Genomic DNA, 16,151 nt, shown 5'->3' with positions numbered 1-16,151 from the left:
CGACTTCCTGCACACCTACAACTACCATCGCTGCCACACCGCACTCGCAGGCCAGCCCCCGATCAGCCGTGTCAACAACGCTGCAGGCCAATACACCTAGGTGCGCTGTTCGGGGCGGCTGCCGATCCGCGCGGTCACCGTCCGCCGGTCGATCCCGGCGCGGGTGAGCACCTCGACGGCCCGCGCCTGCGGGTCCGCGACGATCGCGGCGAGCAGGTCGACGCCGCGGGCCCGGGCACCGCCCCGCCGTCCGGCGCGGGCGAGGGCGTCCTCCATCGCGGCCGCGGCCAGCGGCGAGAAGCCCGCGGTGTCCGTCGCCACGGGTACGGCGCCGGAGTCCTCGACGCTGCCCTGCCAGCGCAGGCCGTAGCCGATGCTGCGCTGCACGAGGTAGCCGAGCAGCCGGGCGACCCGCGGTCCGTCGTCGAGGACGGCGCACACCTCGGGGTCGTGCTCCAGCAGCGAGTGCAGCAGATGCGCCGTGTCGACCTGACGGTCCCCGTCCCGGGTCGCCCGCCGGCGGGCACCGGAGACCACCGATGCCAGTTCGACGCTGAACCGGGCACCGTCGTCGGTACGGTCCGGCAGCCGGTCCGTCCGCTCGCCGCGCGACTGCCGGGAGATGCGGGGGTGCACGTCGTCCACCCCATCAGCCCCGCCGTGATCGAGTCATCCCCGAGGGGGAGCATTTCGGCGTCCCACGGAGAGTGGACGCCGACGGCCGGCGTCTCCTCCTTGAGGAGGAGATCACGCCGTTCCCTCTCAGGGGAGCGCGCAGCCCTGCCGCACGCCCCCGCGGACGGGCGCGGCACGGGAGCGGCCGCCCGTCCGTGACCTCGCCCGCGGCGGCCGGGCGGCCGTGCCTCCGGACGCGGGCGGGACCGTCCGCCCGGCCGGGGGCGCACCCCCGCGGCCGCGTGGTGGCGGGACCGTCCGCAGGCGGCGAGGCACCCCGCGGGACGGCGGCGAGGGCGCCGCCCCGGGCCGTCAGTCCTCGTCGGCGAGGATCCGGTACAGCTTCCTGCGGGCGTCGTCGATGACGCCGAGCGCCTTCTCGCGCTGCTCCTTGCTGCCGGTCTTCCAGACCTGCCCGAAGGCCTCCATCAGCCCGAAGCCGGCCTGGCGGATCTCGCCGAGGGCTTCCCAGTCGACGCCGCGCGAGGCCTCCTCCCAGGGCGCGTCGGGTCCCTCGTCGGCCGCGGCACGGCCCGCCTCGGTGAGCGCGAACAGCTTCTTGCCGCCCTCGGTCTCGCTGGCGATCAGGCCCTCGTCCTCCAGCAGCTGGAGGGTGGGGTACACCGAGCCGGGGCTCGGCTTCCACGCGCCGCCGCTGCGCTCGGCGATCTCCTGGATCATCTCGTAGCCGTGCATGGGCCGGTCCTTCAGCAGGGCCAGGATCGACGCGCGCACGTCGCCGCGCCGCGCCCGGCCCCTCGGTCCGCCGCCCCGGCCCCGTCCGCCCCAGGGGCCGGGGCCGAAGCCCGGGCCGAAGCCGGGGCTGCCCGGCCCGAAGGGGCCGAAGGCCGCGCGCCGTCCGTCGAAACCGTCCCGGCCGCGCCGCGAGGAGCCGCCCCGTCCGTGCGCGCGCTCGGAACCGTGGATGCGCATCGCCACCACTCCACTCCATCGTCGATCCATCACGATGCTTCGACGATATATCGGAATAGTTCGGCCCGCAACCCTCGTGCCGCACCACCGCCGGCGGGGCCGACCGGGCGCCCGCGTCCGGCACGGCGGCACCGGCCCGGCCCCGCGCCCCCCGCGCCCCCGGTACCGGACCCCGCGTCCTCCGGCACCGGGAGTCCGCCGCCCGCCCCGCCGGACCGGTCCAGCACTCCCGGATTGGCCTTGGCCCGCGGCTCCGCCGGGCCCTTAGCGTCGGGGCATGCGCATCCGAATCGTCGACGCCTTCACCGACCGGCCCTTCGCCGGCAACCCCGCCGGGGTCCTGCTCCTCGACGCCTTCCCGGAGGACGGCTGGCTCCAGCAGGTGGCCCTGGAGGTCAACCACGCCGAGACCGCCTTCGCCCACCGTCTGCCCGAGGGCGGCGAGGCCGACTGGGCGCTGCGCTGGTTCACCCCCGCCACCGAGGTCGCGATGTGCGGGCACGCCACGCTCGCCACGGCCCACGTCCTGCACACCACCGGCGCCCACGAGGGCCCCGTACGGTTCGCCACCCGCAGCGGCGTCCTCATCGCCACCCCCGGCGAGGACGGCTCGATCACCCTGGACTTCCCGACCGCCCCGCTCACCCCGGCCGACGTCCCCGAAGGGGTCGCCGAGGCCCTGGGCGCCGAGCCGCGCGCGGCTCGCGACACCGGCCCGGACGTCGGCGACCTGATCCTCGAACTCGCCGACGAGAAGACCGTCCGCACCCTGACCCCCGACCACAAGGCCCTCGCCGCCTACTCCGAGCGCGGCGTCATCGCCACCGCCCGCGCCGAGGACCCCGCCCGGGGCTACGACTTCGTCTCCCGCTGCTTCTTCCCGAACGTCGGCATCGACGAGGACCCGGTCACCGGCAGCGCGCACACCGCCCTCGCCCCGTACTGGTCCGCGCTCCTGGGCCGTACCGACCTCACCGGCCTGCAGGCCTCACCCCGCTCCGGCCTCGTCCGCACGCGGCTGCGCGGCGACCGCACCCTGCTGAGCGGCCGCGCCGTGACGGTCATCGACGGCGAGCTGCTGGCCGGCGGCTGAGCCGGCGGGAAAGGGGCGTGCGGCGGTGCCGTACGCCCCGTTCACGCCGTCGGCAGCCAGTCCACCTTCCCTGCCAGCAGCGCGTATCCGACGAAGGCGCCGATGTCGAGCAGCGAGTGCGCCACCACCAGGGGTCCCACCCGGCCCCAGCGCCGGTACAGGTACACGAACACCACGCCCATGACCATGTTCCCGATGAAGCCGCCGATGCCCTGGTAGAGGTGGTACGAGCCGCGCAGCACGGCGCTGGCGGCCAGCGCGGCGGTCGGGGTCCAGCCCAGCCGGTCGAGCCGGTGCAGCAGGTAGCCGACCACGACGACCTCCTCCAGCACGGCGTTCTGCACGGCCGAGAGGACCAGCACGGGGTGTTTCCACCACACGTCGGGCAGCGCCTCGGGCACCACCGTGAGGTTGAAACCGAGGCCCCGGGCGGCCAGGTAGAAGGCGATGCCGGTGCTGCCGATGACGGCCGCGACCACGGCGCCGCGGCCCAGGTCCGGCCAGGGCCGGGTGCGGTCGAAGCCGAGGGTGCGCAGGCTCTCCCGCTCCCGCAGCAGGAAGTGCGCGACGAGCGCGACCGGGACGAGTGCCGTGGCGATCCCGAAGAGCTGCCAGGCGAGGTCCAGCCAGGGGCGGCCGGGCGCGGCCGAGGCGTTGAGGGTGGCCGCCTGGTCCTTCAGGCCGCCCGGTCTGGTGACCGAGCCGATGAAGCTGATCAGGGCGGACACCCCGCTCGCGCCGAGCGAGAGCCCCAGCACGAGCAGCAGCTCGTCGCGGAGGGTCCGCCGCGAGAGCGGCTCCTGGGGAGAGGGGTCGGCCGCCGGGCCCGCCTGCGCCTGCACGCCTGCCTCCAGTCGGGTCGTCGCCGTCCCGGCCGGACGGCCGGGACCGGACGTCACAGCATGCCCGATCGACGTGAGGCGGGCACCGGCGGCCCCTCGGCTCCGGGCCGCGCGGCCTCAGCCCGTCGCCACCGGCTCCGGCAGGCCCACCGGCCACAGGTGCACGGGGTCGCCCTCGTGCACGAGCTCGCAGTACCGCCGGGTCGTCGCCGCCAGCGCGGCCTCCCGGCTCAGGCCCGACTCCAGGGCCCGGTGGAAGGTGGCCGCCTGCCAGGTCGCGCCGTTGGCCCGGCGCCGGCACCGCTCGTCGATCACGCCCAGGTACCGGTCGCGGTCGGCGGGCTCGACCCCCCACGCGTCCAGGCCGGCCTCGGCCAGCGGCAGCAGCTCGTCGCGCACGAGGGTGACGGCGTCGATCTCGGCCGTACCGCCGTGCCGGCCCCGGCGGGGCCACTGGAAGCGGGCGTCGATGCCGTGGCGGCAGGCGGCCTCGAAGTTGGCCGCGGCCGCCTCGAACGGCAGCCGGGTCCACACCGGCCGCGCGTCCTCGGCGAGGGCGCGGACCAGGCCGTAGTAGAAGGCCGCGTTGGCGATGACGTCCGTGATGGTGGGCCCGGCGGGCAGCACCCGGTTCTCCACGCGCAGGTGCGGGACGCCGTCGGCGACGTCGTAGACCGGCCGGTTCCAGCGGTAGACGGTGCCGTTGTGCAGGACCAGCTCGGCCAGCTTCGGGACGCCGCCCGCGTCCAGCACCTCCAGCGGGTCCTCGTCGTCGCAGATCGGCAGCAGGGCCGGGAAGTAGCGCAGGTTCTCCTCGAAGAGGTCGTGCGCCGAGGAGATCCACCGCTCGCCGAACCAGGTGCGCGGCCGCACGCCCTGGGCCTGCAGCTCGGGCGGGCGGGTGTCGGTGGACTGCTGGAACAGCGGGGGCCGCGACTCGCACCACAGCTCGCGGCCGAACAGGAACGGCGAGTTGGCGCCGACGGCGATCTGCGCGGCGGCGACCGCCTGCGCCGCGTTCCACACGTCGGCGAAGCGGGCCGGCGTCACCTGGAGGTGCAGCTGCACCGAGGTGCAGGCGGCCTCGGGCGCGATGGACTTCGAGGTGCAGGTCAGGTGCTCGACACCGGCTATGTCGAGCTTGAAGTCCTCGCCGCGGGCGGCCACGATCTGGTCGTTGAGCAGTGTGTAGCGGTCGACGTCGGAGAGGTTGGACGACACCAGGTCGTCCCGGTCGAGCGTCGGCAGGATACCGATCATCACGATTCCCGCGTCCAGCTCTCCGGCCTTCCGGTCGGCATATGCCAGCGAGGTGCGGAGCTCCTCCGCGAGCTGGTCGAATACCCGTCCGCCCAATCGGTGTGGAGCTATGTTGACTTCCAGATTGAACATGGCGAGCTCTGTCTGGAAGTCGCGGCTCGCGATCCGTTCGAGGACTTGCCCGTTCAACATTTTCGGCATGCCGTCGCCCCCGACGAGATTCAGCTCGATCTCCAGCCCCATCAGGTTCTTGGGGCGGTCGAACCGCTTCTCCGCCAGGAGTCGCTCCAGGCCCGTCAGGCACCGCTGGAGCTTGTCGCGGTAGCGCTGGCGATCGGACAGGTCGAACTGACCCGCCACGACCTTCTCCCCCATCGAAGCGTCCCTCCTCGGATGGGCGGGCCGAAGATCCCGCCGCCGGTGTCCCGGTCAGGTGGGATGATGCCCAGCCGAGACGATCGATAACGTCCCCGGACCCGCCCGGCAGCCGCTACGCTGATCCGGACGTGTCCAGCGGCACATTCGCCGGGCATGGCGCACCGCGCACTTTCGGTTACTCCGCGAACTCGTGGAAAACACCGACCATAATTGGCCGACCACTTCGCGGGTATTACCCGAGGTCATCGCAGCGCACCCGGCCCGGAATCGGGATGATTCCCATATATCGCCGACCGAATGTACTCTTGTTCTGCTTGCCGGAATCAGCTAGTTGAAACATGGTCTGAACACGCGTCGTATAAACTTCGCGAACAAGGCAGAGAAGGTTGGCGCCCCCGTCGGGGGATCCTGCCGCCGGGATCTCGCACGGCAGCCCTCATCCCCGCTCCGCGTCTCCGGAGTCCCGGACCCGGGCCCCCGCCTCTCTGACCTCGTGAGCTGACAGCGTCGTCCGCCCCGCCACGCCCCGCCCTCGCGCCGTCGTGCCTTCGAATGAGAGGCGACCCACCATGCCGCTGCATGTCCCTCCGGCTCCCGCGCCCGCCCTTCGCTCCGTCCTCGCCGCGCTCTCCTCGCCCACCGCGGTCCGCGAGGCCCGCACTCCCTCCCTGCTCGCGGCCGCGGGCCCGGTCACACCCGAGCTCGCGCTGCCCGTGCACGTCCTGGACGGCATCACCGCCGGGGGCACGGCCACCACCCGGCTGACCGGATGGCGCTTCCTGATCCGCTGCGGCGACCGCACGGTGGCCGCGGCGGAGACCAGGCCGACGCCCGACGGCTGGACCTTCTCGCACTTCTTCGAAGGCCCCTACATCACCTCGACCGAGCGGGCGCTGCACCAGGCGGAGGCGGTGACGCAGCCCTACCAGCCGCGGCTGCTGTCGGTCCCCGGCCTCTACATGCTCACGCTGTGGCTGCACGGCGACTGCACGGCGGACGCCGCCACCGGTCATCCCGCCGCCGCCGACCTCCTCGTACCGCTGGCGCCGGCGCCGCCCGGCATCGCCGCCCATCGCCCGTACCGGGCCGCCGACCTGCTTCCGGCACTGACCCCCCGGACGACCCCGGTGCGGCTGCTGCGCGAACCCGCCTGAGGGCCGCGCCACCGCACCCGTCCGCGCCCCGCCGCCGTGTTCCAGGCGGCGGGGCGCGGCCCCCTTCCCGGTCCTCGCGCTCCCCGCCCCCTCGCCCCGCTCCCGCCCGCGCGCATCCGACCTTCCCGCTTCCCGTCTCCCCGAGCCCGGTCCGCCCGTTCCCGGTCTCCGCGTCCCGGGCTCCCCGCTCCGGGTTCCCCCGGTCCCGGGTCCTTCGCACCCGGCTTCGCCGATCCCGGTACCTGCCGGTCCGGTCCTTCTCCGGATCGCTTCCCTCCCCCTTCCGAACGTCCTTCCGGAGTGATCCGCTCATGCGAGCGCCAGACCGCTCCCAGGAGCCGTGAAGGGTTCCGGCGTGGCCGGACTAGCCCGGTTCGGCCAAGTCGAACCATCCGAAGTGACGGTGCAGTTGGGCTGAACCGCCCGGGCGGGTGGTGCGTCATGAACCGGTGAGAAGCGGTGCCGCGAAATCCCTGCGGATCGACGTCCGGGGGACAACACTGGGTTCGGACCGACCCACACACCGGGGGACGCCATGAATGACACGCCAGAGCGAAAGATCCCGCCCATGTGCCAGCACCAGCCGCCGTGCCCCTCAGCCGACTCCGCCGACCGGGAATCCGCCCGTCTCGTGGCGCACCACCCGGAGCAGGGATGGAGCCTGCTGTGCAACGGCGTCGTCCTCTTCGAGGACACCGGTGAGCTCCTGCCGGACGGCCGGATCATCGCCCCGCACCGCCCGCTGGATCCCAGCCGGGTGACGACCGCGGCCTGAGACGCCATCGGGCGGCGGCGCACCCCCGCCCGGAGATCCGAGGGGCCGGACGCAGACCCTCCTGCGCACCGGCCCCGGCGCGTGTCCGAGGAGATCACACCGCGTGGTCCCCCTTGTCCGTCGCGCTCCCCCGCGGTCCCCCCGCGCCTCCCTCGCCCTCTCCGTCCTCCTCGCGCCCCGCCCTCCCCGTCCCCGTCCCGCCGGCGGTCACGGCCGGCCCGGCCGGAGCGCCCCGCACGGGCACTCCCCGGGGACGGCTTCCCACGGATGCCCGTCTTCCGGAAGACTCCTGGAAGTTTCGTACCCCGGGGGTGCCGAGGTTCCGGGTGCGCGTACGCGGCGGACGCGCCATGCGTCGACGGAGGTGGGGAAGTGGCAGCACGCGAGGCCGGCGCCGAGGCGCCTTCCGAGGAACGAGGCCGGGTCACCATCACGGAGATCGCCCGGCAGGCCGGGGTCTCGGTGCCGACCGTGTCCCGGGTCGTCAACGGCCGGTCCGACGTGTCGCCGGGCACCCGGGCCAGAGTCGAGGACCTGCTGCGCCGGTACGGCTACCGCAGGCGCCCCGCGGCCTCCGGCGCCCGTGCCGCCCTGATCGACCTGGTCTTCGACGACCTCGACAGCCCCTGGGCGGTGGAGATCATCCGGGGTGTGGAGGAGGTCGCCCACGCGGCCGGGGTGGGAACCGTGGTGTCGGCGATCCACGGGCGCTCGGGCGATGCCCGCGAGTGGATGCGCAACCTGCGGGCCCGCGCCTCCGACGGCGTCATCCTGGTCACCTCGGCCCTGGAGCCCGTCCTCCACGAGGAGTTGCGCATCCTCGGCGTACCGCTGGTGGTCGTCGACCCGGCGGGCTCGCCCGCGCTGGACGTGCCCACCGTCGGCGCCGCCAACTGGTCGGGCGGCATGGCCGCGACCGAGCACCTGCTGGCACTGGGCCACCGCAGGATCGGCCTGATCGCCGGGCCGCCCCGCCTGCTGTGCTCACGGGCCCGGCTCGACGGCTACCGTGCCGCCCTGGAAGGCGCCGGGGTGCCGTTCGACGGCGCCCTGGTCGTGCCCGGCGACTTCCGGCCCGAATCCGGGTTCACCGGCTGCACCGCCCTGCTGGACCTCCCCGAGCCGCCGACCGCGGTGTTCGCCGCCAGCGACCAGATGGCGCTCGGCGCGATCGAGGCGCTGCGCCGGCGCGGATTCAGGGTCCCGGAGGACATGAGCGTGGTCGGTTTCGACGACCTTCCGGAAGTCCGCTGGTCGGCTCCGCCGCTGACCACGGTCCGTCAGCCGCTCGCCGGCATGGGCGAACTGGCCGTCCGTACGGTCCTGCGCCTGACCCGCGACGAGCGGCCGGACGCCCCCCGGGTGGAACTGGGCACGGAACTGGTGGTCCGCGCCAGCACGGCGCCTCCGGCGACGGCGGGCTGACGGATCGGCGCGGGCCGGCCGGAGCGGGACGCCGCCCCGGCCGGCCCGCGCGCAGGGGCGTCCCGCCGTCACCGCACGGCAGGACGCCCCTGCGCGCCTCCGTCGCCCTGCGCTACCGTCCGCCCAGCGCCTCCCGGATCGCGAAGTACGCGGGCTTCGGACGCAGTTGCTCGTCCCACGGCAGGGCCGCGCCCTCGCCCGGGAAGACCCCCGGTATCCACGAGTACTTGTCGGTGTAGTCCCACAGCGTGATGCCCACGCACCGGCGCACCGCCAGGCAGGCCTTCGTCAGATCCCGGTACCACGCGGCCTGTGTGGCCAGCTTCGTCTCGTCCGCGGGCAGGTGCATGCGGACGTCGACCTCGGTGAGGGCCGTGTCGAGACCGAGCCGGGAGAAGCGGCGCAGGTTGTCCTCGAGGGTGGACGGATAGCCGTACTGCAGCGCCAGATGGGTCTGGAAGCCGATGCCGTGCAGCGGAACGCCCTGGGCCCTCAGCTCCTTGGCGAGCCGGTGGTAGGCGTCGCTCTTCGGGCCGATCGCCTCGATGTTGTAGTCGTTGAGGTACAGCTTCACGCGCGGGTCGGCCTGGTGCGCCCAGCGCAGCGCGTCGGCGATGTAGCCGGGTCCGAGCGTCTTGTGGAAGACCGTCTCCCGGTAGGTGCCGTCCTCGTTGAAGGCCTCGTTGACGACGTCCCAGGCGAACACCTTGCCCCGGTAGTGCCGCACCTGCGTCTGGATGTGCCTCTTCAGTACGGCCCTGAGCTCCGCGGCCGTCCACTCCCGGCCGGTGAGCCAGTCCGGCAGCTGGCTGTGCCAGACCAGGGTGTGGCCGCGCACCTTCTGGTGGTGGGCGCGGGCCAGGTCGACGATCTCGTCGCCCTGGGAGAAGTCGAAGACGCCCGGCTCGGGTTCGGTGGCGTACCACTTCATGCCGTTGCCCGGGGTGATCTGGTCGAACTCGCTGCCGAGCAGCGCCGTGTACGGGGCGTCGGTCAGCTCGGGGTTGTCGGTGGCGCTGCCGAAGTAGCGGCCGTGCCGCTGCGCGAGTTCGGCGAGGGTGGGCTCCGGGCGGTGCCGTTCGTCCGCCTGGGCCGCGGGGCCGGTGGCCAGTCCCGCGGCGACCAGGGCGGCGGCGAACGCGCCGGCGAGTCTGAGCCGGGTGCGGGAGCGGATCGTCGTACGCGGCGTGCGCATGCTGCGACTCCTCACGGTCGGGTGATGGGGGTCCCCCGCTCGACCGGAGGTCGAGAGCTCGGGGGGCGTGCCTCCGCGGGCGCCGGTCATCCCTTCGTGGCGCCGGCGGTGAGGCCGCCGACGAGCTGGCGCTCGGCGACCGAGTAGAAGGCCAGGGCGGGCACCATGGCCAGCACGAGGTAGGCGAAGACGCGGGCGGTGTCCGCCGAGTACTGGCCCTGGAACTGCTGGACGCCGATGGGGACGGTCCACCACGTGGACTCGGTGAACACCAGCAGCGGCAGGAAGAAGTTGTTCCAGCTGGTGACGACGGCCAGCACCGAGACCGTGCCGAGCGCGGGCCGCGCCATGGGCAGCAGCACCCGCCAGAAGAAGCCGAGCGGACCGCAGCCGTCGAGCGTGGCCGCCTCCTCCAGCTCGCCGGGGATCTCCCGGAAGAAGCCGCGCAGGATGACGATGGTCATCGGCAGGCCGAAGGCGGCCTGCGGGAGGATCACGCCGAGCGGGTTGTCCAGCAGGCCCATCGAGCGCAGCAGCAGGAACAGCGGCAGGGCCGCGACCGCGAAGGGGAACATCAGCCCCATCGTGAACAGCGTGAACAGCACCTCCCGCCCGCGGAAGGCGAACCGGGCGAAGGAGAAGGCGGCGAGCGCGGACACCGCGACGACCAGGACGGTGGTCGCCACCGCGATGAGCGTGCTGTTGCCGACCAGCCGCCAGAAGTCGCCCGAGCCGAGGATGTCGGTGTAGTTGGAGAACACCCACGGGTCGGGCAGCCCGACCGGGTTGCGGGAGAGCTGGTCGGTGGACTTGAAGCCGGACAGCGCCGCGTAGAACAGCGGCACGGCCATGACCGCGCCGACGGCGACCAGGACGACGTGCAGGGGCAGGGACGTCTTCCCCCTGCGGGACTTGACCGTCACTTGCCCTCTCCCCTCATCGTCGTGGTGGCCCCCTGGAGGTCGCGGCGGAGCACGAACCGCTGGTAGGCGAGGGCGAAGACGAGGCTGATGCCGAACATGGCCACGCTGATCGCGCTGGCGTAGCCGACCTGGTAGCGCTTGAAGCCGTACTGGAACATGGTCACGGCCATGGTCTCGGAGTGGTGGTCGGGCCCGCCCTGGGTGATCACCCACACCAGGTCGAACAGCTGGATCGCCCCGATCACGGACAGGAAGACGCTGATGCGCAGGGTGGGCGCGAGCAGCGGCAGGGTCACGCTGCGGAAGCGCTGCCAGGGGCCGGCGCCGTCGATGAGCGCGGCCTCCGTCAACTCACGCGGGAGGGACTGGAGTCCGGCCAGGTAGAGCATCATGTGGAAACCGAAGTACTTCCAGGTCATGACGAGGAACAGGGTGGCCATGACCATGGACGGGTCGGCGAACCACTCTCCGCCCACCCCGTCGAGCCCCACCTTGCCCAGGAGGTTGTCGGCGAGGCCGTCGCCGGGGGCGAAGATCATGCTGAACAGCACGCCGGTGATCGCCTCGGACAGCACGTACGGCGCGAAGAACAGCATCCGGTACACCGCCCGGCCCCGCAGTTTCTGGTTGAGCAGCACGGCCATGGCGAGCGCGAACGGCAGCTGGACGGCGAGCGAGAGCAGCACCAGGACCAGGCAGCGCCACAGGTCGCCGAGGAAGACCGGGTCCTTGACGAGCCGGGCGAAGTTGTCCGCGCCGATGTAGTCGGAGGGCATGCCGAAGCCGCCCCAGCGGAAGAAGGCGGCGTACAGCGCGAACAGGATCGGCAGCAGCACCAGGACGCCGAACAGCACCAGGGCGGGCAGCTGGAAGCCGACCGCGGTGAGCCAGTTCAGCGCCCGCCGCCGGCTGCGCTCCCGGCCCGCGGCGGTGGACGGAGGCGGCAGGCCGGTGTCGGGTCCGGTCTGCTTGTCCGGCAGGAACGTGGAGGTCATCGCGGGCTACTGCTCTTCCTTCGCGGTCTGCGTGATCGACTCGGTGACCTGCTCCGGCGACCGGGAGCCGGTGACGAGCGCGCCGACGCTGTCGTTGATCTCCTGGCCGAGCGCGGGCGCGTACGCCTGGTCGAGGTAGAGCTGGAAACCGGTGGCGCCCTTCAACTGCCGTTGCACCGCCTGGAGGTTGGGGTCGGTCAGGGCGTCCTCGGCCGCCGGGACGACCGGGAGGACACCGGTCTTCTCGACCAGTTCGCGGTCGGTGGTGGCCGAGGCGAAGAACTTCAGGAAGTCGACGGCCTCCTGCGGGGCCCCGGCGCGCAGGGCGTGGCCGCCGCCCCCGCCGAACACCTCGGTGAGGGCGCCCTTGCCGCCCTCCACCTCGGGGAAGGGGAAGAAGCCGAGGTCCTCGCCGAGTCCCTTGCCGGAGTCCGCCTGCACCACGGGGGCCCACTGGCCCATGAGCTCCATCGCCGCCCTGCCGTTGCCGACGGTGGCGGCCTGCCCGGTGGGGGTGGAGTAGGCGGCGCCGAGGAAGCCCTTCTGGAACGGCTGGAGGTCGGCCAGTTCCCTGAGGTGCTTCCCGGCCTCGACGAACGCGGCGCCGGTGAAGTTCTTGTCGTCGCCGGCCTTCTCCAGGGCGTCGGCGCCGCCGATGCGCATCGCGAGATAGGCCCAGTAGTACATGCCGGGCCACTTCTCCTTGCCGGCCAGGGCGATGGGGGTGATGCCCGCGGACTTCAGCTTGCGCACGGCGTCGAGGAAGCCGCTCCAGGTGGTGGGGGGCGCGGCGATGCCGGCCTTCCTGAAGAGCGCCTTGTTGTACCAGAAGCCGACCATGCCGATGTCGAACGGGATGCCGTACACCCTGTCGTCGATCAGGTACGGCTCCTTCGCGACCGGCAGCAGGCCGTCAGCCCACTCCTTGGTCCGGTCCGTGAGGTCCTCGACGAGCCCGGCGTCGACCTGCTGCTTCAGCACGCCGCCGCCCCAGGTGTGGAAGATGTCCGGCAGCTTCCCGGAGGCGATCAGCGCGGTCATCTTCGCCTTGTAGGCGTCGTTCTCGAACTGGACGATCTTCACCTTGACGTTGGGGTGCTGCGCCTCGAACTTCCGGGCGAGGCCCGCCCACACGTCCTTGGTCGGTTGGGTGGTGGAGATGTTCCACCATTCGATCGTGGTCGTCCCCGACGACCCTCCGTCCGAGTCTCCGCCGCAGCCGCTCAGCGCGGTCATGCCCAGACCGGCCGCGGCGGAGGCCGCCAGGAAGCCGCGGCGGGACAGTGCCGGGTCGCCCATCATGCGCTCCTCTTGGGTACAGGACGGCGCGTCCACGCCTGTCCGTATGATCGAAACTTTCGGAGAAAGTTCTGAAAGATGCGTTGCTGCCGCACCCTAGAGACAGCGCCCAAACGGTGGCAACCCCCTGTACGCGGTGAATCTTCGATCAACTGGCGTCACATCCGGGGAGTTTGGCCCGGCGGGCCCGCATCGGGGGCCGGAATCACGGTCCGGGCGGGCACCCGTACCGGCCGGAAGCGGCACGGCCCCCGGCGGGGCGCCCGCCGATCATCCGGCCGGTGCCGCTCCGCCGGGCCGGCACCGCCGTCGAGCGAGGAGGTGCGCGCGCCGGGACGCGACCGGCGGCCGGGGGCGACGGCGGGCGACGCGGAGGACGCCGGGGCGGTGAGCCGCGTCCGGGCGAACCGGGAGTCCGGCGGCCGCGGCCGGGCCGGCCGGCCCGGCCGCGGCCCGGTGACCGGAGGGCCGCCGACGGCGCCCGGGAAGGGGACGCCCCGCCCGGCCGGGGCCGCCGCCCCTCGCCGCCGGCGTCCGCGCGGAGTTCCGGCACCGGGCGGGGCGCGCGACGCCGCCCCCGGAGGGCCCGGGCGCGGCCGCCCGGCGCCCGGCCGGCGCCGGGTGCCCCCCGGGCACCGGGCCGCTCACGACCGGGGGACGGACCGGGAGACGCCCCTCTCCCGCGCGGCGCACGCAGGGCTGGAAGCCGCCGATCACGGGGTTGCCGTACGTCCGCATGCGCGTCAGTCCCTTCGAGCGTCGCGACTAGGCGAAACTTTCGGATGATCTGGCGAACGTTACGAGGCTGCACTGTAGGTGCACCGGGGAACGGGGGCAAGACGGCGGGAGAGGCGGGATCCGCCCTCCTGGCGGCGGGCGTCGCCGTGCCCGCGCCCGGCCGGCCACGCGGGCGGCCCCGCGTCCGCGGTTCCCGCCCCGGCCCCTATCGTGACCGGCATGCAGTCCTACACGATCGGCCAGGCGGCGCGGCTGCTCGGCGTCAGCCCGGACACCGCCCGCCGCTGGGCGGACGCGGGCCGGATCACCACCCACCGCGACGAGAGCGGGCGGCGTCTCGTCGACGGACGGGACCTGGCCGCGTTCTCCGTCGAACTCGCCAGGTCCGGCGGCGGCGAGGAGGACACCCCGTACACCTCGGTCCGCAACGCCTTCCCCGGGATCGTCACCGCGATCAAGCTCGGCGACGTCGCGGCCCAGGTCGAGATCCAGGCCGGCCCGCACCGCCTCGTCTCCCTGCTGACCCGGGAGGCCGTCGAGGAACTGGGTCTGGAGGTCGGCATGGAGGCCACCGCCCGCGTGAAGTCGACGAACGTGCACATCGACCGGGTCTGAGCCGGCAGCGCCCACCCGCACCAGCACATCACACGCACATGCCAGCCCTTCTGCGCTTTCCGGCCAGCTCATGCCAGGCGACAGGTGGTACAGGACTCGCATCTGCGGAAGTATGATCGGCGCACCCGAAGGGCCCGGCGGGCTCTTCCCCCGAGGACAGAGGGAGCGGCCCGTGATGCCCCGTCCGATGCGCCGGACCCGCCGGCCCCTGCGGATGACCGGTGCGGGAGCGGCCCTGCTGCTGGCCCTGACCGCCTGCTCCCCGTCCGGCTCCGGCCGGGACGGTTCGTCGGCGGACCCCTCCGGCACGGTCACCGTCTTCGCCGCCGCATCGCTGAAGGAGAGCTTCACGACGCTCGGCGAGGAGTTCGAGAAGGCGCACCCGGGCACCCGGGTCGCCTTCAGCTTCGGCGGCAGCGACACCCTCGCCGCCGGCATCACCAACGGCGCCCCCGCCGACGTGTTCGCCGCCGCCAGCGCCGAGACGATGAAGACCGTCACGGACGCGGACGACGCCGCGGGCGCCCCCGCCACCTTCGTCCGCAACCGGCTGGAGATCGCCACGCTCCCGGGCAACCCCGGCAGGATCTCCTCCCTCGGGGACCTCGCCCGGCCGGGCCTGAAGGTCGTCCTGTGCGACAGGACGGTGCCCTGCGGCGCGGCCGCGCGCACCGCGCTGGAGGCCGGCGGGGTCGAACTCGCACCGGTGTCGTACGAGCAGGACGTCAAGAGCGCCCTGACGAAGGTCGAACTGAAGGAGGCCGACGCGGCCGTCGTCTACCGGACCGACGTCCGGGCCGCGGGTGGCAAGGTGGAGGGCGTGGACTTCCCCGAGTCGGCCAAGGCCGTCAACGACTACCCGATCGCCCTGCTCGAGGACGCGCCCAACCCCGGCGCGGCCCGGGCCTTCATCGACCTGGTGAAGTCGGCCGAAGGCCGGAAGGTGCTGACCGGGGCCGGGTTCCTCGCGCCGTGACCGGGCCCGCCGCGTCCGGTGCCCGCGCCCCGGGGAGCGGGCCGCGCCGCCCGCGCGGGGCCACCCGCGCGGCGCCGGTGCCCCTGCTGGTGCCCGCGCTCGCCGGCCTGGCGTTCCTGCTGCTCCCGCTCGTCGCCCTGGTCGTCCGCGCTCCCTGGCGCAGCCTGCCGGAGCAGTTGACGAGCCCCGAGGTGTGGCAGGCGCTGCGCCTCTCCCTCGTGTGCGCCACGTCGGCGACCGCGCTCAGCCTGGTCGTCGGCGTCCCGCTCGCCTGGCTGCTGGCCCGTACCGACTTCCCGGGCCGTGGCCTGGTACGGGCCCTGGTGACCCTGCCCCTCGTGCTGCCCCCGGTGGTCGGCGGCGTGGCCCTGCTGCTCGCGTTCGGGCGCAACGGCGTCATCGGGCGGTGGCTGGACGCGTGGTTCGGCGTCACCCTGCCGTTCACCACCGCGGGCGTCGTCCTCGCGGAGACGTTCGTGGCGCTGCCGTTCCTGGTCGTCAGCGTGGAGGGCACCCTGCGGGCCGCCGACCCCCGGTACGAGGAGGCGGCCACGACGCTGGGCGCCTCCCGCTTCACCGCGTTCCGCCGGGTCACCCTGCCGCTGATCGCACCGGGCGTCGTCGCGGGCTCCGTCCTGGCCTGGGCGCGGGCGCTGGGCGAGTTCGGGGCGACGATCACCTTCGCGGGTAACTTCCCCGGTCGTACGCAGACCATGCCGCTCGCGGTCTACCTGGCCCTGCAGAACGACCCGGCGGCCGCGATCGCCCTCAGCCTCGTCCTGCTGGCCGTCTCCGTCGCCGTGCTGACCGGACTGCGGGACCGCTGGATGACGACGTCCTGAGGAGAGGACACGGTGGCAGCCGCTTACGTACGC

General features: G+C 73.4%; 15 protein-coding genes and 1 pseudogene. 8 read left to right on the top strand and 8 right to left on the bottom strand.

Annotated features, from left to right (window positions below; all coding sequences use genetic code 11):
• Positions 1-100: pseudogene (locus ACIBAI_RS28145) on the top strand (IS481 family transposase); the annotation flags it as partial.
• On the opposite strand, the gene ACIBAI_RS28140 reads toward ACIBAI_RS28145, so the two are convergent.
• Together ACIBAI_RS28140 and ACIBAI_RS28135 are read right to left on the bottom strand one after the other, a co-directional pair.
• Positions 97-636 carry a Clp protease N-terminal domain-containing protein gene (locus ACIBAI_RS28140; protein ID WP_399038547.1) on the bottom strand — a complete coding sequence of 180 codons (540 nt, stop codon included), beginning with the start codon at positions 634-636 and terminating at the stop codon, positions 97-99. The pseudogene ACIBAI_RS28145 and the gene ACIBAI_RS28140 overlap by 4 nt on opposite strands.
• 351 nt (positions 637-987) lie before the next feature.
• Positions 988-1,608, bottom strand: a complete 621-nt coding sequence (locus ACIBAI_RS28135; protein ID WP_399038545.1) for a PadR family transcriptional regulator — start codon at positions 1,606-1,608, stop codon at positions 988-990.
• A gap of 277 nt (positions 1,609-1,885) precedes the next feature.
• Here ACIBAI_RS28135 and ACIBAI_RS28130 point away from each other — a divergent pair, with 277 nt between their 5' ends.
• Positions 1,886-2,701 carry a PhzF family phenazine biosynthesis protein gene (locus ACIBAI_RS28130; RefSeq protein WP_399038543.1) on the top strand — a complete coding sequence of 272 codons (816 nt, stop codon included), beginning with the start codon at positions 1,886-1,888 and terminating at the stop codon, positions 2,699-2,701.
• Positions 2,702-2,742: 41 nt separating this feature from the next.
• Here ACIBAI_RS28130 and ACIBAI_RS28125 read toward each other — a convergent pair whose 3' ends face one another.
• Positions 2,743-3,543, bottom strand: coding sequence for a CPBP family intramembrane glutamic endopeptidase (locus ACIBAI_RS28125; RefSeq protein ID WP_399038541.1), 801 nt, complete (start codon positions 3,541-3,543; stop codon positions 2,743-2,745).
• 117 nt (positions 3,544-3,660) lie between these two features.
• Positions 3,661-5,178: a glutamate--cysteine ligase gene (locus ACIBAI_RS28120; RefSeq protein ID WP_399038539.1), complete on the bottom strand. Its 1,518-nt coding sequence runs from the start codon at positions 5,176-5,178 to the stop codon at positions 3,661-3,663.
• A gap of 572 nt (positions 5,179-5,750) precedes the next feature.
• Between ACIBAI_RS28120 and ACIBAI_RS28115 the strand changes: the two genes are divergently transcribed.
• The 3 genes from ACIBAI_RS28115 (at position 5,751) to ACIBAI_RS28105 (ending at position 8,535) form a co-directional block, all read left to right on the top strand.
• A complete protein-coding gene (locus tag ACIBAI_RS28115) occupies positions 5,751-6,335 on the top strand; it encodes a hypothetical protein (protein WP_399038538.1) in 585 nt (194 codons plus the stop codon).
• A 568-nt stretch (positions 6,336-6,903) separates the two neighbouring features.
• Positions 6,904-7,110 carry a DUF5999 family protein gene (locus tag ACIBAI_RS28110; RefSeq protein ID WP_399038536.1) on the top strand — a complete coding sequence of 69 codons (207 nt, stop codon included), beginning with the start codon at positions 6,904-6,906 and terminating at the stop codon, positions 7,108-7,110.
• A 372-nt stretch (positions 7,111-7,482) separates the two neighbouring features.
• Positions 7,483-8,535, top strand: coding sequence for a LacI family DNA-binding transcriptional regulator (locus ACIBAI_RS28105; RefSeq protein WP_399038535.1), 1,053 nt, complete (start codon positions 7,483-7,485; stop codon positions 8,533-8,535).
• Positions 8,536-8,647: 112 nt separating this feature from the next.
• On the opposite strand, the gene ACIBAI_RS28100 is transcribed toward ACIBAI_RS28105, so the two are convergent.
• The 4 genes from ACIBAI_RS28100 to ACIBAI_RS28085 all read right to left on the bottom strand — a co-directional run bounded on the left by ACIBAI_RS28100 (position 8,648) and on the right by ACIBAI_RS28085 (position 12,947).
• Positions 8,648-9,730 carry an endo-1,4-beta-xylanase gene (locus tag ACIBAI_RS28100; RefSeq protein ID WP_399038534.1) on the bottom strand — a complete coding sequence of 361 codons (1,083 nt, stop codon included), beginning with the start codon at positions 9,728-9,730 and terminating at the stop codon, positions 8,648-8,650.
• Between the two features lie 86 nt (positions 9,731-9,816).
• A complete protein-coding gene (locus ACIBAI_RS28095) occupies positions 9,817-10,581 on the bottom strand; it encodes a carbohydrate ABC transporter permease (RefSeq protein ID WP_399038549.1) in 765 nt (254 codons plus the stop codon).
• 68 nt (positions 10,582-10,649) lie between these two features.
• Complete coding sequence (locus ACIBAI_RS28090) at positions 10,650-11,648, bottom strand: carbohydrate ABC transporter permease (RefSeq protein ID WP_399038532.1); 999 nt, start codon at positions 11,646-11,648, stop codon at positions 10,650-10,652.
• A 6-nt stretch (positions 11,649-11,654) separates the two neighbouring features.
• On the bottom strand, positions 11,655-12,947 hold the full coding sequence (locus ACIBAI_RS28085; protein WP_399038531.1) for an extracellular solute-binding protein: 1,293 nt from the start codon (positions 12,945-12,947) through the stop codon (positions 11,655-11,657).
• 957 nt (positions 12,948-13,904) lie between these two features.
• On the opposite strand from ACIBAI_RS28085, the gene ACIBAI_RS28080 reads away from it, so the two are divergent.
• The 3 genes from ACIBAI_RS28080 (at position 13,905) to ACIBAI_RS28070 (ending at position 16,118) form a co-directional block, all read left to right on the top strand.
• On the top strand, positions 13,905-14,300 hold the full coding sequence (locus tag ACIBAI_RS28080; RefSeq protein ID WP_399038529.1) for a molybdopterin-binding protein: 396 nt from the start codon (positions 13,905-13,907) through the stop codon (positions 14,298-14,300).
• A 175-nt stretch (positions 14,301-14,475) separates the two neighbouring features.
• Complete coding sequence (gene modA, locus ACIBAI_RS28075) at positions 14,476-15,276, top strand: molybdate ABC transporter substrate-binding protein (protein ID WP_399038527.1); 801 nt, start codon at positions 14,476-14,478, stop codon at positions 15,274-15,276.
• Entirely contained in the window at positions 15,273-16,118 is an 846-nt protein-coding gene (locus ACIBAI_RS28070; RefSeq protein WP_399038525.1) for an ABC transporter permease, read from the top strand. The genes modA and ACIBAI_RS28070 overlap by 4 nt, the downstream gene beginning before the upstream one ends.
• The last annotated feature ends 33 nt before the right edge of the window (positions 16,119-16,151 follow it).

It is taken from the genome of Streptomyces sp. NPDC051041, from assembly GCF_044456065.1.
Classification (GTDB): domain Bacteria; phylum Actinomycetota; class Actinomycetes; order Streptomycetales; family Streptomycetaceae; genus Streptomyces; species Streptomyces glaucus.
The sequence above is the reverse complement of the archived record's forward strand: the minus strand, read 5'-3'. Positions and strand labels throughout refer to the sequence as shown.

Excerpts from the sequence above, each read along its gene's own strand:
- ACIBAI_RS28135 (WP_399038545.1), bottom strand. The coding sequence starts at position 1,608 with ATGCGCATCCACGGTTCCGAGCGCGCGCACGGACGGGGCGGCTCCTCG.
- ACIBAI_RS28130 (WP_399038543.1), top strand. The coding sequence starts at position 1,886 with ATGCGCATCCGAATCGTCGACGCCTTCACCGACCGGCCCTTCGCCGGC.
- ACIBAI_RS28120 (WP_399038539.1), bottom strand. The coding sequence starts at position 5,178 with ATGGGGGAGAAGGTCGTGGCGGGTCAGTTCGACCTGTCCGATCGCCAG.
- ACIBAI_RS28115 (WP_399038538.1), top strand. The coding sequence starts at position 5,751 with ATGCCGCTGCATGTCCCTCCGGCTCCCGCGCCCGCCCTTCGCTCCGTC.
- ACIBAI_RS28110 (WP_399038536.1), top strand. The coding sequence starts at position 6,904 with ATGTGCCAGCACCAGCCGCCGTGCCCCTCAGCCGACTCCGCCGACCGG.
- ACIBAI_RS28100 (WP_399038534.1), bottom strand. The coding sequence starts at position 9,730 with ATGCGCACGCCGCGTACGACGATCCGCTCCCGCACCCGGCTCAGACTC.
- ACIBAI_RS28095 (WP_399038549.1), bottom strand. The coding sequence starts at position 10,581 with ATGGCCGTGCCGCTGTTCTACGCGGCGCTGTCCGGCTTCAAGTCCACC.
- ACIBAI_RS28090 (WP_399038532.1), bottom strand. The coding sequence starts at position 11,648 with ATGACCTCCACGTTCCTGCCGGACAAGCAGACCGGACCCGACACCGGC.
- ACIBAI_RS28085 (WP_399038531.1), bottom strand. The coding sequence starts at position 12,947 with ATGGGCGACCCGGCACTGTCCCGCCGCGGCTTCCTGGCGGCCTCCGCC.
- ACIBAI_RS28080 (WP_399038529.1), top strand. The coding sequence starts at position 13,905 with ATGCAGTCCTACACGATCGGCCAGGCGGCGCGGCTGCTCGGCGTCAGC.
- modA (WP_399038527.1), top strand. The coding sequence starts at position 14,476 with ATGCCCCGTCCGATGCGCCGGACCCGCCGGCCCCTGCGGATGACCGGT.